Genomic DNA, 14,004 nt, shown 5'->3' on the forward strand with positions numbered 1-14,004 from the left:
AATAATGTGGGAGGACTTTCATGACCGGCAAGCCGGCAGACATCCAGCTCGAGGCGGCCCGCCTCACCGAACTACTGGAGCCCACCGTTGCCTCCCACCAGTTGGTGCTCGAAGAAGTCCAGGTGCGCCGCGCCGGGGACCAGCGCATCGTGCACGTGGTGGTCGATTTGATCGACGGCACCGACGGCATCGAACTCGACGCGGTGGCCGAGGTTTCCCGCTCGATCTCCGAGGCATTGGACAAGGACCCGCACGACACCGCGGATCCGTACGAACTTGAAGTATCTTCCCCCGGAACCTCGCGTCCGCTGACCTTGCCGCGCCACTGGAGCCGCAACGTCGGGCGCATGGTGAAGGTCAACGTCATCGGCGAGGACAACCTGCTGGGCAGGCTGACCGCCGTGGACGAGGACGGCATCACCATCGTCCCGGAGATCGAGGTCAAGAAGGGCATGAAGCCCAAGCAGGGCGAGGCCCGCAGCATCGGCTTCTCCCTGATCCGCCGCGGCAACGTCGAGGTGGAGTTCACCCGGGCCGAGGCCGCGGCACTGCAAGAACTAGAGCTTGATCCAGAAGACGACGAAAACGCGGAGGCCTGAGTTGGACATTGATATGAGCGCGCTGCGCATGCTTGAAAAAGAGCGCGAAATCCCGATCGACGTGCTGATCCCCACCATTGAGCAGGCCCTGCTCATTGCCTACCAGAAGTCCCCGGGTGCGATGCCGCAGGCACGTGCCGAGGTCGACCGCCGCAACGGCCACGTGACGATCTTCGCCACCGAGACCGAGGAAGACGGCACTGTCGTGGGCGAGTTCGACGACACCCCCACCGGCTTCGGCCGCATTGCCGCTTCCACCGCACGCCAGATCATCCTGCAGCGCCTGCGCGACGCCGAGGACGACAACGTCGTGGGCGAGTTCAAGAACAAGATCGGCGAGATCGTCTCCGGGCAGATCCAGCAGGGCAACAACCCGATCATGGTCCAGGTCAACCTGGGCGTCGTCGAGGCACTGCTGCCGCCGCCCGAGCAGGTGCCGGGGGAGAAGTACACCCACGGCAACCGCATCCGCTGCTACGTGGTCGACGTCAACCGCGGCCCCAAGGGCCCGGCCGTCACCCTGTCGCGTTCGCACCCGAACCTGGTCCGCCGGCTCTTCGAGCTCGAGGTCCCGGAGATCGCCGACGGCGCCGTGGAAATCATGGCGCTGGCCCGCGAAGCCGGCCACCGCACCAAGATCGCCGTGCAGGGCAACGTCCCGGGCCTGAACGCCAAGGGCGCCTGCATCGGTGAAATGGGTTCGCGCGTGCGCGCCGTGATGACCGAGCTGAACGACGAGAAGATCGACATCGTCGACTACAACGACGATCCGGCGAAGTTCATCGCCTCGGCGCTGTCCCCGTCCAAGGTCGTCTCGGTGACCATCACCGACGAGTCGACCCGCTCGGCCCGCGTCGTGGTTCCCGATTACCAGCTCTCCCTGGCCATCGGCAAGGAAGGGCAGAACGCCCGCCTGGCGGCCAAGCTCACCGGCTGGCGCATCGACATCATCTCGGACGCCGTCGCAGCAGAGTAGCCGCTTCAAGCCATCAGGCCGTCGCGCCCACAGGCCGGTAGGCACCCCCACGACGGGGAGCCAACCGGCCGGGGCCGGCGGTCTTTTGCCTGCCGGGCGCCGCCCGCGGCCCATCGGCACGGAAACTCGATCCACGTGTCCCACGGCACGCTCCATGGATTCCCGAAACGCGCTAGACTTGTCTGTGGTCCACTATGCATAGTGGTAAATCGAATGCAGGAGAAGAACCAACGTGTCATTGCAGCAACAGCCGCAGCGCACGTGCATCGGTTGCCGCACCGTGGTGGACCAGAACCAGCTGACGCGCTGGGTCTTGAGGGCGAAGGACGGCAAGTCCGTCCCGGTGCCCGATCCGACCCGTCGTCTCGCCGGGCGGGGTGCTTGGCTGCACCCCAACCCGGAATGTGCCCAACGTGCCGTACAACGCGGGGCATTCGCACGGTCCTTTCGGACCAACGTGGATGTCTCCTCGCTTGTGGCGGAACGGCGGGCCAAGGAACGGACCCAACCTGGGAAACCGGCCTTCACAAACGTCCAACCTGAAAGCGGGTCAGAAATCTGATGGAAACCCGATGAGTTCCAAGCGATGAGCGCCTAACGATGATGAATCGGTTATGCGTCGCAGCGCCTGTGGCATCCGTTTTGGATGCTGGGCTAGACAGCAAACGTTGGTTCGTACCAAAAACTTTGTAAGAAGAAGTGGTGCGGACCTTCAGACAGGAGAAAAGTGGCTAAGGTCCGCGTACACGAGCTCGCCAAAGAGCTCGGAATCACTTCAAAGGATGCAGTTGCCAAACTGCAGGAAATGGGCGAGTTCGTCCGTTCCGCATCCTCAACCATCGAGGCACCGGTCGTGCGCAAGCTGCGCACCGCGTTCCCGAACGCTGCCCCGGCAGCACCCAAGGCAGCCCCGGCAGCCAAGGCTCCGGCCGCCCCGGTGACCCCGGGCGCAGCCGCACCGAAGCCGGCCGGCACCGTCCCGGCCCCGGCTCCGGCAGCAGCAGCCCCGGCCGCATCCGAGGCGCCAGCCGCCCCGGCAGCACCGGCCCCGGCCGCCGAAGCAGCAGCACCGTCGGCCGCCCCGCGTCCGGGTGCCAAGCCCGGCGCACCGCGTCCGGGCAACAACCCGTTCTCTTCCCAGCAGGGCATGCGCCCCACCGGTGAGAACGCGCGCCCCGAGCGCACCGAGCGTTCGGACCGCCCGGCTTCGGCCCCGCGTCCGGGTGCCAAGCCAGGCGGCCCGCGTCCGGGCAACAACCCGTTCGCATCCCAACAGGGCATGCGCTCCGGCGGCCCCGGTGCCGGTGGATCCCGTCCCGGCGGTCCCCGCCCGGGTGGCCCGCGTCCCCCGGCCGGTGCCGGTGGTCCCCGTCCCGCAGCAGGCGCCGGCGGTCCCCGCCCGGCAGCCGGTGCAGGCGGCCCCCGTCCGGCCGGTGCCGGTGGACCGCGCCCCGCAGGCGCAGGTCCGCGCACCCCGGGAGGCGCTCGCGCTACTCCCGGCATGATGCCCAACCGCACCGAACGTCCGGCTCCGGCCGGTGCACGTCCGGGTGGTCCGGGCCGCGGTGGCCCGGCACGTCCGGGTGGCGCACCAGGCGCCGGCGGAGCTCCGGGAGCAGCCGGTGGCGGCGGCGGTTACAAGGGCGGCGGCGGTCCCAACCGCGGTCGCGGTGGAACCCAGGGTGCCTTCGGCAAGGGCGGCGCAGGCCGCGGCAAGCAGCGCAAGTCCAAGCGCGCAAAGCGCCAGGAACTTGAGCAGATGAGCGCTCCGTCGCTGGGCGGCGTCAGTGTGCCCCGCGGCAACGGCTCGACCGAGGTTCGCCTCCGTCGTGGCTCGTCGATCACCGACTTCGCCGACAAGATCAACGCCAACCCGGCAGCTCTTGTCACCGTGCTCTTCCACCTGGGAGAAATGGCCACCGCCACCCAGTCCCTGGACGAGGCAACCTTCGACGTCTTGGGTGCCGAGCTCGGCTACGTCGTCACCGTCGTGTCCCCCGAGGACGAAGAGCGCGAACTGCTCGCCTCGTTCTCGATCGACTTCGACGCCGAGCTTGACGCCGAAACCGAGGACATGCTTGAGGCACGTCCGCCGGTGGTCACCATCATGGGTCACGTTGACCACGGTAAGACCCGCCTGCTGGATGCCATCCGCAAGTCCAACGTCATCGAGGGCGAAGCCGGCGGCATCACCCAGCACATCGGTGCGTACCAGATCCACCACATCCACGAAGAGATCGATCGTGCGATCACCTTCATTGACACCCCGGGCCACGAGGCGTTCACCGCCATGCGTGCACGTGGTGCCAAGGTCACCGACATCGCCGTGTTGGTTGTTGCAGCGGACGACGGCGTCATGCCGCAGACCGTTGAGGCACTCAACCACGCCAAGGCCGCCGGTGTTCCGATCGTCGTGGCAGTGAACAAGGTCGACAAGGAAGCCGCGAACCCTGACAAGGTCAAGGGCCAGCTGGCCGAATACGGCCTGGTTCCGGAGGAATACGGTGGCGACACCATGTTCATCCACGTCTCCGCCCTGCAGAAGCTCGGCATCGACGAGCTGCTCGATGCAGTGCTGCTGACGGCCGACGCCGCGTTGGACATGCGTGCCAACCCGGACAAGGACGCCCGCGGCATCGCGATCGAAGCGAACCTCGACAAGGGTCGCGGCGCCGTGGCAACCGTGCTGGTCCAGTCCGGTACCCTGGCCGTCGGCGACACCATCGTTGCCGGTACCGCACACGGCCGTGTGCGTGCCATGTTCGACGAGAACGGCGACAACCTCGACGTTGCACTGCCCTCGCGCCCGGTCCAGGTCCTTGGCCTGTCCTCGGTGCCGCGTGCAGGCGACACCTTCCTGGTGACCGACGACGAGCGCACCGCTCGCCAGATCGCCGAGAAGCGCGAAGCCGCGGACCGCAATGCGGCCCTGGCCAAGCGTCGCAAGCGCATCACCCTGGAAGACTTCGACCAGGCCGTTGCCGACGGCAAGATCGACACCCTCAACCTCATCCTCAAGGGTGACGTTTCCGGTGCCGTGGAAGCCCTGGAAGATTCGCTGCTCAAGATCGACGTGGGCGAAGGCGTGCAGCTGCGCGTCATCCACCGCGGCGTTGGCGCAATCACCCAGAACGACGTCAACCTTGCAACCGTTGACAACGCGATCATCATTGGCTTCAACGTCAAGCCCGCGGAGCGCGTTGCCGAAATGGCCGACAAGGAAGGCGTCGACATGCGCTTCTACTCGGTCATCTACGGTGCAATCGATGACATCGAGCTGGCTCTCAAGGGCATGCTCAAGCCGGAGTACGAGGAAGCCCAGCTGGGCACCGCGGAGGTCCGCGAGGTCTTCCGTTCATCGAAGTTCGGCAACATTGCCGGCTCGATCGTTCGCTCGGGCACCATCCGCCGAAACACCAAGGCACGCGTCCTGCGCGATGGCAAGGTCATCGGCGAGGGCCTGACCGTGGACTCGCTCAAGCGGTTCAAGGACGACGCCACCGAGGTCCGCGAGGGCTTCGAATGTGGTATCGGCCTGGGCTCGTTCAACGACGTCAAGGACGGCGACACGATCGAGACCTACGAGATGCGCGAAAAGCCGCGCGCTTAATCAATACCAAGCGCTGCTAGTCGACGGTGGGGCGCCGCAACCGCACAAGGTTGCGGCTCCCCGCCGTCGAAGCGCATTAACCGGCATCCGCGGGTGCCGAGAAAAGGAGTGAACGTGGCTGACTCAGCTCGCGCCGCAAAACTGGCCCAACGCATCAAGGTGGTTGTAGCCCAGGCACTGGGCAAGGCCGTGAAGGATCCACGCGTGGAGGCCATCACGGTCACCGACGCACGGGTGACCAACGACCTGCAGCACGCCACCATCTACTACACGGTCTTTGGCGACGACGAAGCCAAGGCCGATGCAGCAGCTGCCCTGGCGAAGTCCAAGGGCGTCCTGCGCAAGGAGGTCGGCAAGAACGTCACCGTGCGCCTGACCCCGACCCTGGAATTCGTCGCTGACGAGATCCCGGTCAACGCCTCGAACCTCGAGGCGCTGCTTCGGGTTGCCAAGGCCAAGGACGCCGAGGTTGCCGCGCTGGCGGCAGGCAAGACCTTCGCCGGCGACGCCGACCCGTACAAGCGCGACGAAGAAGAAGAGGACGACGCCTAGGCGTTTTGCCCCTTCCGCCCGGTTCCCCGGGCAGCACGAAACCCCGCAACGGGAGCCTGGAAACCAGGATCCGGTTGCGGGGTTTCTGCGTTCGGCGTGCAAGGCCGCGGACATGGCGCTACTTGATCGTGGCGGTCACCACCGATCCGGAGGGTGTCAGGACCATGGTGCTGACGATCATCTTTTTGTTTTGGATCGCGATGTCGGCTGCCAGGCCCGCGGGAAGGACCGTGGTGGCGTGGCCGTTGACGATCTTGGCGACGCCGCCGCCGAAGAGCTCGGCCACGTAGATGTTGCCCATGTGGTCCAGTGCGACCCCGGTGGGGGCGTTGAGCCCGGTGGCAACGACCTGGGTCTTCTTGGTCTGCAGGTTCATCTTGTAGACCTTGCCCACGGAGAGGGATTCACCCGGTACCCCCGGCAGGACCGTGTAGTACAGCCAGTTGCCCTTGACGGTGATGTCGGTGGGAACAGGCTGGGCCCAGTAGGTGTGCCCGAGCATGCAATCGGGAACCGTCATGCCCATCTCGGCGGCCATCGCCTGGACCGCCGCGGTGATCGTGATTCCCTCGGCGGGAAGCGCCTTCACCAGCGAGACCTTGCCCTGGTTGTTCACATGCAGGATGGCGTTCGCCCCGGCATCACCGACGTACAGGCCGTTGCGGGTCGGCACGCTGGAGTACGGGTGGGAGAACTCCTCGCCCATGGACTGCAGGTACGGTGCCTGGGCCAGGCAGCCGGCCGAGGCGTCGCGGACCCCGTAGACGGTATTGCCGTCGGAGTTGTGCGTCCTTTCGTACTCTGCCATGTCGGTCACGGTGCGGACCTTGCCCTTGTGGTCGATGGTCTTCAGCACCGCCGGGGTGAGCCCCGGAGCGGGCGGCTCCCCGCCTTCGGAACCCGCGTTCTGGAAGTAGTACGTGGTGTTGTTGCCGTAGGAAACACCGGCGATTTCATGTCCCGGCGCCGAGACCAGCACGGTCTTTTTGCCCGAAGGTGAAATGGAGGAGACCAATCCCGCCATTGCCTCGGCAACCAAGACATTGCCATGTGGCCCGAAGGCAACCTTCAACGGCCCCCCAAGACCCGTTGCAAGCTGCTTGACGTTGGTGATGTCCGGGGACGGCGGAGCGGTGGCTGACTGGGCCGGGGCGACGGAAAGCGTCACCGTCATGGCCGAGGCTGCGGCTACTGCCGCAAAAACGCGAAACTTCATGGTGGAGTGTCCTAGTCAAGAGAACTGGATGCGCCGCAAGCAAGCGGCACGTGAACTGTTGAACTGGCTCGTCTCATCACGCGACATGGCCCAAGGCAGCGGCCCGATGGACGCTGCCGGAAATTGGTGGTGCAAGGAATCATCAATGGCAGGCGAGTGACGCCGATGAAGGAATTAACGAGTGGATGCCGTGAAAACGGTGACGAGGGTGTCGGCGCCCCCAGTTGCGCCCTGCCCGATACGAGTGACCCGGCCGTGGCCAGATAGTCAGAAGGTTATGGCGCGAATGCGGGGAAGTCAATGGAAAACGTGTCCCACTCGTTATTGACATGAGCAGGGATGGCGCCGGCATTTGATATCCCAGGGAAGCCTTGGGGCCGGGCCCTGCGTCGAGTCGGGGCCGGGCACGGACCTAACGGCTCCCTCAGGTGGGCTGGAGCCCGCGCTCTTGCCCGTCCCCGTCCAGCCCGTGGGACACGATGCGGTCGTGGCACGCGGCGGTGGCCTCGGGCGGGATGGGCGGTGCACCGACGTGCAGCTTGTTGCTGATGCCCAGTGCCGAGACGACGCCGGAAACCACCATGAGCACCGCGGTCACCAGCACCACCCTGTGGAAGGCGGCGGTGTCCAGCACCGGCCCGGTGACCAACCCCACCACGGCAATCGCGAGCAGCCCGGCCACCCGGGACACCGCGTTGTTGATGGCCGAAGCGATGCCGCTCTGCGCCGGATCGATGGCGCCGAGGATCGCGGCGGTCAGCGGCGCAACGGTGACCGCCAGGCCCAGGCCGAACACCACGACGCCCGGCAGGATCTGCCACCAGTAGTCCAACGGGTCCTCGGCGAAGAGCATCAGCGCGAAGCCCGTTCCTGCCAGCACCGGTCCCACCGACATGAACAGCCTTGGTCCGTATTTGCCCGCCAGCGTCCCGAAGAGCGCCGAAAGCGCCAGGGACATGAGCGTCAGCGGGATCGTTGCCAACCCGGCGGCAAAGGCGGTGAAGCCCGCGGCTTCCTGCAGGAAGACCGGGATGATGAATGTCCCCAGCGAGATGCCGGCATAGAAGGCCGCGGTGGCCAGGTTCCCGATGCCGAAGTTCCGTTCGCGGAACAGGTGCAGCGGCATCATCGGATCCTTGGCCCGCGACTCGCGCCAGATGAAGGCGGCCAGGCACAACAATCCCAGCGTGAATGGCAGGTAGACCATGGGGTGTGCCCAGCCGGGCCCGGCCTGGAAGATCAGGGCAAAGACCGTCCCGGCGAGCCCGAAGGCCACCAGCACGGCACCGGGAAAATCGATCGGCGTCCGGGCTTCGATTCGCGCCGGGTCGTGCAACCGGGCCAACAGCACCAGCGTGGTGGCGATGGGAATGACGTTGATGGCAAAGACCAGCCGCCAGGAGACGGTGTCCACCAGCAGACCGCCGAGCAGCGGACCGGCAACGAACGCCGTGCCGGTCCACCCGGTCCAGGTGCCGATGGCGCCCGCCCGGGGGCCTTTCTCGAAGGTGGAGGTGATCAGGGCCAGGGAACTGGGGACCAGCAACGCCGCCGCGGCGCCCTGCAGCAGGCGGGCGGCGACCAGCACGGCCCCGGTCGGTGCCGCGGCGCACAAGAGCGAGGCGATGCCGAAAAGGATGAGCCCGATGCGCAGGATCCGCACCCGCCCGAAGATGTCCGAAAGGCTTCCGGCGACCATGATCAGGGACCCGAGCGTGAGCAGGTAGCCGTCAAGCACCCACTGCTGGGTGGTGATGCCGCCGCCCAGTTCCCGGGCAATGGCCGGCAGCGCCACGTTGACGATCGAGCCGTCCAGGAAAGCAACGAAAGACGAGAGGATGGCCACCAAGAGCACGATTCTTTCATGCCGACTCATGATGTTCGTCCCCTTTGGCCTTGGCATCCCTTGCCCCGACCGTAGGAGCCGGGCCCCAGGCAAGTCAATGGCTTGTCGGCCGATCGCCGGATGGGGCCGGGCACGCAACAACGGGCCGCCGTTCCCTGAAGGCCGGAAACCCGAGGCCCGCGGAAGAACCGGGGGAAAAAGCCCCCAGCGAACCGGCCTATACTGGAGGGCGTGAAAACTGCCCCGGAGAACCCCACCCAAGTCATCGGCTCAGGCCTGGTCATCGTCGACAAACCGCAGGGTTGGACGAGCCACGACGTGGTCGGGCGCACGCGCCGGCTGGCGGGGACCCGCAAGGTCGGGCACGCGGGCACCTTGGATCCGATGGCCACCGGCGTGCTGGTGCTGGGCATCAACAAGGCCACGCGCCTGCTGACCTACATCGTGGGCGCCAACAAGACCTACACGGCCACCATCCGCCTGGGCGAATCGACGATCACCGACGACGCCGAGGGCGAGATCGTGCAGACCCGGATCGCCGCCGCGCTCACCGAGGAGCAGATCCGCGCCTCCATCGCCAAGCTCACCGGCCCGATCGAGCAGGTGCCCTCATCCGTCAGCGCCATCAAGGTCAACGGGGAGCGTGCCTACGCCCGCGTGCGTGCCGGCGAAGACGTGAAGCTGGCCTCCCGCCCGGTGACCATCCACCGCTTCGAGGTGCACGACATCCGCCGCGAACGAGGCGGCAAGGTCCAGGACATCGACGTGACCGTCGAGTGCTCCTCGGGCACCTACATCCGGGCCCTGGCCCGCGACCTGGGCGAGGACCTGGCCGTGGGCGGGCACCTGACCGCGCTGCGCCGCACCGAGGTCGGGCCCTACACGCTGGACCGTGCCCGCACGCTGGAACAGCTGGCCAAGGACTTCGAGTACCTGCCGCTGGAACTGGCAGCCGACGCGCTGTTCACCCGCCGGGACTTGAGTGAGCACGAACGCTCCGAGCTTTCCTTCGGCCGGCGGATCAGCGCGAACGAGACCGAGGAAATGACGGCGGCCTTCGCCCCCGACGGGACCCTGGTGGCCTTGCTGAAGAACAAGGGCAAGGAAGCCAAGCCCGAACTCGTGTTCGCCACCGCTTCCTAGCCTGGCTGCGTGCCCGTGTGTGAACGAATGACTTTTAAGGGGTAACTTCCGCCGTGATCGTTGACGGATTCTTCATTGCCGGTGCCATCCTGTGCGCCGTGGCCGTGCTGCTGGGCGTGCTGGCCACCATCATCCGCACCTATCCGGACGACTTCGCGTTGGTCGCGGTCGCGCTGCTGGAGGTGTTCCTGGTGGTCTACGGGATCGCCGCGGCAATCAGGCAGGCCGGGGGACAGGCGATCAGCGGGGAGCCCTGGGAGTTCTGGGGCTACCTGCTCACCGCGCTGCTGATCCCGGTGCTGGCCTTCGTGTGGGCGGTGACCGACAAGTCGCGGTGGTCGAACACCGTGCTGGCGGTCTCCGGGGCCATAGTCTTTGTCATGTTGTACAGGATGGAACAGATTTGGGACGGGGCGTTGCCGGCATGAGCGAGCACGGAAAAAACCAGGTGAAGCGTTCGCGCATCGTGGATGCGGCTAACCGCAAGGACAACAACAAGCCGGTGCGCTCAAACGGCGGGCGCAGCTCGGGCCTGGGCCGGATCATCATCGCCGTGTACGGGGTGCTGGCACTTTCGGCCACGGTCCGTGCCGTCTACCAGATCCTGCTGGACTTCGGCGCGGCTCCGCTGGCCTACCTGCTCAGCGCGCTGGCCGGTGCCGTGTACATCGTGGCGACCCTCGCGCTGGCCTCGAAGAAGCCCGGCAGCTGGAGGCTCTCCTGGTACGCAGTGCTCTTCGAGCTGGTTGGCGTGCTGGTGGTGGGCACGCTCAGCTTCGCGCTGCCCGCGCTCTTTGCCCACCCGGCGGTGTGGTCGCACTTCGGTTCGGGCTACGGCTACGTGCCGCTGGTGCTGCCGCTGATCGGCCTGTGGTGGTTGGCCAGACACAAGATGCCGCAGGCCCGGGAGGAAACTGTGGGGGAGTAGCTCCCCAACGCGCAGAAGCACAGATGCACCACGAGCCGGGTTCCCCGCCTTTCGCCAGTGACGAAAAGGCCAGGGAAACCCGGCTCGCTTGGTCTTGCGGGAAGTGGCGTTACTTCTTGCCGAAGAGCCCGCCGAGGATGCCGCCCAGATCCGGGCCGCCGGCACCCTGCCCCGGCTGCTGCTGGCCGGCGCTGTTCCCGCCGCCAAAGAGCCCGCCCAGGATGCCGCCGAGGTCCAGCCCGCCGGGAGCCTGGCCGTTGCCGGCTTCCTGGCCGCCCAGCAGCCCGCCGAGCATGCCGCCCAGCCCGCCCTGCGAGGACGACAGCTTCTTGGCCAGGAACGCCATGACCAGCGGGGCCAGGATCGGCAGCGCCTTTTGCACCAGCGCGCCAAGGTCCACCCCGCCGCCTGCGGCGCCGCTGAGCTGGGAGGCAAGGGCCGACTGGTTCTTTCCCAGGGCGTGCTGCACGATCTTTTGCCCGTCGGCGGTGTCCACCGCGTCGATGTCGACCCCGCCGTCCAGGAACGTCGCGTCGTGCTGCGCGATGGCCGCGGACAGGGCATCGGCGCCGTCGGGGGAGGCCGCGTTGTTTTGCAGGCCCGCCAGCAGCGAGGGAAGGGCCGTGGCGGCGGTGGCGCGTGCCGTGTCGGCATCGACCCCCAGCTTCGCCCCGAGCTGGTCCAGCGGGATCATGTTGAGCAGTTCGTTCAGGTCGGCCATCGAGAGCTCCTTGCGATTGGGGGACCGGCGGATTCGCGACCCTGGGCCCCATCCTATGGCGCGCGCCACCTCAATGGGTCGCACGACGGACAAGAATCGGCACTTGGAGTATTTGTCGTCCATAATGGTTATGGCCGTGCTCGAATCGGCCGCCCGGATCACCAGCGAAGGAGCAACGTGCACTATTGGAAAGGCCTCGAAGCCGTACCCCCCGGCATCGGCCCGTCGGTAGTGACCATTGGCAACTTCGACGGGGTCCACCGCGGCCACCGGGAGGTGCTCGCCGCCGTGGTTGCCACGGCCAAGGAGCGCCACGCCAGGGCCGTGGCCATTTCCTTCGACCCGCACCCGGCACAGGTCCACCGCCCCGACGACGCCCCCGAACTGATCATGGGGATCGAGGACCGCATCGAGACGCTCGCCGAGGAGGGCCTCGACGGGTTGCTGATGATCCGCTACACCTTGGACTTCGCGCGGGCCAGTGCCGAGGAATTCGTTGCCAAGGTCATCGTGGGCGCGCTGAACGCCTGCACCGTGGTCGTGGGCCACGACGTGCGCTTCGGCCGCGAGAACTCCGGGGACTTCAACGTGATGGTCGCCCTGGGCAAGCAATACGGTTTTGACGTCATTGGCATCGAGGACGTGGGGGAGCACCGCCGCTGGTCCTCGACCTGGGTGCGCGAGGCGCTGAACCGCGGCGAGGTGGCCACCGCCGCCCAGATCCTGGGCCGCCCGCACCGCATGCGCGGCGAGGTCGTGCACGGGGCAGCACGCGGCCGCGAGCTCGGCTTCCCCACCGCCAACCTCGACCCCGCCGCCTCCGGCATCATCCCGGCCGACGGCGTGTACGCCGGCTGGCTGGTGGACGAGGCACAGGTGCGCTGGCCCGCCGCCATTTCCGTGGGCTCCAACCCGACCTTCGAGGGCGTCAGCCGCCAGGTCGAGGCCCACGTGATTGACCGGCCCGCCGAGGGCGTGGAGGACTTCGACCTCTACGGCCAGCAGATCATCGTGGAGTTCGTCGAGCACCTGCGCCCGATGGTGGCCTACCGCGGCATCGAGGCGCTCATCGAACAGATGCGCGAGGACGTTGCGCGTACCCGGACCGTCTTGCTAGATGCCTGATTCAACCCCGGAAACCGGTGAGCAGGCCCCTCGGCCGGTTCCCGGTTTGCCCGCCCGCGCCTTCACCATGGACGCCAAGCGCCGCCGCGAACTGGCCACGGCGTTCAAGGTCGGCGGCGCCCACTATGACGCCGTGCGTCCCAACTACCCCGACGCCGCACTGGCCTTCATGGTCCCCGTAGCCACCCGCGACGTCGTGGACGTGGGCGCCGGAACCGGGATTTTCACCGCACAGCTCTTGGCCCGCGGGCTGAACGTCACGGCGGTCGAGCCCTCGGCCGACATGCTCGCGGTGCTGCGCGAGCGCCTGCCCGAGGTCATGGCCCAGGAAGGGACCGGGGAAGAGACCGGGCTGGAGGAATCCAGCGCGGATGTCATCACCTACGCCCAGGCCTGGCACTGGGTGGACCCGAACGTTGCCAGCACCGAGGCCGCCCGCGTGCTGAAGCCCGGCGGGAAATTGTCGCTGGTGTGGAACCAGCTCGATGTCTCGGTGCCCTGGGTGCACCGGCTGGCCCGGATCATGCATGCCGGGGATGTGCACCGGCCGGACTTCGTCCCGCCGGTGGGTCCGGAGTTCCATGCTCCCGAGTCCGGTTCCTGGATCTGGGAGCAGTCACTGAGCGCCGAGCAGGTCATCGAGCTGGCCAAGTCCCGAAGCTATTACCTGCGTGCCGGGGCGGCGACCCGCGCGCGGGTCGAGCACAACCTGTCCTGGTACCTCTACGACCACCTGGGCCACACCCAGGGGGAACCGTTCGGGCTGCCGTACCTGACCCACGCATGGCGGGCTAGGCTGCGCAGCTAGATTCCTGGGGGTTGGCTTGGGCACGTGCCTCGCCGCCTACGCTACGATCGGTGGTATTCCGATAATCGCCGTTGCAAGCTGCTTGTCAGGAGCTGAAATGAGTAAGACATTCTTGGTCGCCCTTGGGGCAATGGCCCTGGCAGGAGTAGTTCTGATCCTGTCGATTCCCGCATTGTTTGGCCAGCACCAGCCCTACCAGGAACAGCTCACCGGGTGGGCGGGAGGACTCTTCGTCGTGTTCACCGCGATCGTGGTCTCCCTGAGGATTTCTGCACGGCGCAGGCCCCGGCCGGCAGGCAACAAATAGAGCGATGCACGATCGTTCTTCGAGGGCGGCGGTGCCAGGGCGCTCCCGCTTCCTTGAATCCGGTTCAGCCGCGAGCCGGGGCAGTGTCGCTCGGTGAGCCGAGATCTTGGTGGTATCGACCTGCATGCGTCATGGGCGAGGGTGCGCAGCCCAGACCTCGGCGCGAGTGGGGT

Annotated in this window: 14 protein-coding genes; 11 read left to right on the forward strand and 3 right to left on the reverse strand. The window is 66.9% G+C overall.

Annotated features, from left to right (window positions below; all coding sequences use genetic code 11):
• The first annotated feature begins 20 nt into the window (after positions 1-20).
• The 5 genes from rimP to rbfA all read left to right on the forward strand — a co-directional run bounded on the left by rimP (position 21) and on the right by rbfA (position 5,737).
• Positions 21-599: a ribosome maturation factor RimP gene (rimP, locus tag FPY90_RS20010; RefSeq protein WP_071215660.1), complete on the forward strand. Its 579-nt coding sequence runs from the start codon at positions 21-23 to the stop codon at positions 597-599.
• A gap of 1 nt (position 600) precedes the next feature.
• Positions 601-1,575, forward strand: a complete 975-nt coding sequence (gene nusA / locus FPY90_RS20015; RefSeq protein ID WP_071215661.1) for a transcription termination factor NusA — start codon at positions 601-603, stop codon at positions 1,573-1,575.
• 283 nt (positions 1,576-1,858) lie between these two features.
• Complete coding sequence (locus FPY90_RS20020) at positions 1,859-2,137, forward strand: YlxR family protein (RefSeq protein WP_498685637.1); 279 nt, start codon at positions 1,859-1,861, stop codon at positions 2,135-2,137.
• Positions 2,138-2,302: 165 nt separating this feature from the next.
• On the forward strand, positions 2,303-5,185 hold the full coding sequence (gene infB, locus FPY90_RS20025; protein WP_498682976.1) for a translation initiation factor IF-2: 2,883 nt from the start codon (positions 2,303-2,305) through the stop codon (positions 5,183-5,185).
• Between the two features lie 114 nt (positions 5,186-5,299).
• The gene (gene rbfA, locus FPY90_RS20030) at positions 5,300-5,737 is read left to right on the forward strand and encodes a 30S ribosome-binding factor RbfA (RefSeq protein ID WP_071215663.1); all 438 of its coding nucleotides are present in this window, start codon (positions 5,300-5,302) and stop codon (positions 5,735-5,737) included.
• Positions 5,738-5,855: 118 nt separating this feature from the next.
• On the opposite strand, the gene FPY90_RS20035 is transcribed toward rbfA, so the two are convergent.
• Together FPY90_RS20035 and FPY90_RS20040 are read right to left on the reverse strand one after the other, a co-directional pair.
• The gene (locus tag FPY90_RS20035) at positions 5,856-6,953 is read right to left on the reverse strand and encodes a ScyD/ScyE family protein (RefSeq protein ID WP_071215664.1); all 1,098 of its coding nucleotides are present in this window, start codon (positions 6,951-6,953) and stop codon (positions 5,856-5,858) included.
• 424 nt (positions 6,954-7,377) lie between these two features.
• On the reverse strand, positions 7,378-8,829 hold the full coding sequence (locus FPY90_RS20040; protein WP_071215665.1) for an MFS transporter: 1,452 nt from the start codon (positions 8,827-8,829) through the stop codon (positions 7,378-7,380).
• Between the two features lie 234 nt (positions 8,830-9,063).
• Here FPY90_RS20040 and truB point away from each other — a divergent pair, with 234 nt between their 5' ends.
• Genes truB through FPY90_RS20055 form a run of 3 tightly spaced genes read left to right on the forward strand, consistent with a single transcriptional unit; the run spans position 9,064 to position 10,870 of the window.
• Entirely contained in the window at positions 9,064-9,942 is an 879-nt protein-coding gene (gene truB / locus FPY90_RS20045; RefSeq protein ID WP_071215767.1) for a tRNA pseudouridine(55) synthase TruB, read from the forward strand.
• Between the two features lie 53 nt (positions 9,943-9,995).
• Entirely contained in the window at positions 9,996-10,370 is a 375-nt protein-coding gene (locus tag FPY90_RS20050; protein WP_071215666.1) for a hypothetical protein, read from the forward strand.
• The gene (locus FPY90_RS20055) at positions 10,367-10,870 is read left to right on the forward strand and encodes a hypothetical protein (protein ID WP_071215667.1); all 504 of its coding nucleotides are present in this window, start codon (positions 10,367-10,369) and stop codon (positions 10,868-10,870) included. Before FPY90_RS20050 ends, FPY90_RS20055 begins: the two co-directional genes overlap by 4 nt.
• 109 nt (positions 10,871-10,979) lie before the next feature.
• On the opposite strand, the gene FPY90_RS20060 is transcribed toward FPY90_RS20055, so the two are convergent.
• Positions 10,980-11,591, reverse strand: a complete 612-nt coding sequence (locus FPY90_RS20060; protein ID WP_498682979.1) for a DUF937 domain-containing protein — start codon at positions 11,589-11,591, stop codon at positions 10,980-10,982.
• A gap of 177 nt (positions 11,592-11,768) precedes the next feature.
• Between FPY90_RS20060 and FPY90_RS20065 the strand changes: the two genes are divergently transcribed.
• The 3 genes from FPY90_RS20065 (at position 11,769) to FPY90_RS20075 (ending at position 13,831) form a co-directional block, all read left to right on the forward strand.
• Positions 11,769-12,716, forward strand: a complete 948-nt coding sequence (locus FPY90_RS20065; RefSeq protein WP_071215669.1) for a bifunctional riboflavin kinase/FAD synthetase — start codon at positions 11,769-11,771, stop codon at positions 12,714-12,716.
• Positions 12,709-13,524: a class I SAM-dependent methyltransferase gene (locus FPY90_RS20070; RefSeq protein ID WP_083411355.1), complete on the forward strand. Its 816-nt coding sequence runs from the start codon at positions 12,709-12,711 to the stop codon at positions 13,522-13,524. Before FPY90_RS20065 ends, FPY90_RS20070 begins: the two co-directional genes overlap by 8 nt.
• A 97-nt stretch (positions 13,525-13,621) precedes the next feature.
• Complete coding sequence (locus tag FPY90_RS20075) at positions 13,622-13,831, forward strand: hypothetical protein (protein ID WP_071215670.1); 210 nt, start codon at positions 13,622-13,624, stop codon at positions 13,829-13,831.
• Positions 13,832-14,004 lie beyond the last annotated feature (173 nt).

Source organism: Arthrobacter sp. C2 (assembly GCA_024207135.1).
Taxonomy (GTDB): domain Bacteria; phylum Actinomycetota; class Actinomycetes; order Actinomycetales; family Micrococcaceae; genus Paeniglutamicibacter.

Excerpts from the sequence above, each read along its gene's own strand:
- FPY90_RS20035 (WP_071215664.1), bottom strand. The coding sequence starts at position 6,953 with ATGAAGTTTCGCGTTTTTGCGGCAGTAGCCGCAGCCTCGGCCATGACG.
- FPY90_RS20055 (WP_071215667.1), top strand. The coding sequence starts at position 10,367 with ATGAGCGAGCACGGAAAAAACCAGGTGAAGCGTTCGCGCATCGTGGAT.
- FPY90_RS20075 (WP_071215670.1), top strand. The coding sequence starts at position 13,622 with ATGAGTAAGACATTCTTGGTCGCCCTTGGGGCAATGGCCCTGGCAGGA.
- FPY90_RS20070 (WP_083411355.1), top strand. The coding sequence starts at position 12,709 with ATGCCTGATTCAACCCCGGAAACCGGTGAGCAGGCCCCTCGGCCGGTT.
- FPY90_RS20040 (WP_071215665.1), bottom strand. The coding sequence starts at position 8,829 with ATGAGTCGGCATGAAAGAATCGTGCTCTTGGTGGCCATCCTCTCGTCT.
- rimP (WP_071215660.1), top strand. The coding sequence starts at position 21 with ATGACCGGCAAGCCGGCAGACATCCAGCTCGAGGCGGCCCGCCTCACC.
- FPY90_RS20060 (WP_498682979.1), bottom strand. The coding sequence starts at position 11,591 with ATGGCCGACCTGAACGAACTGCTCAACATGATCCCGCTGGACCAGCTC.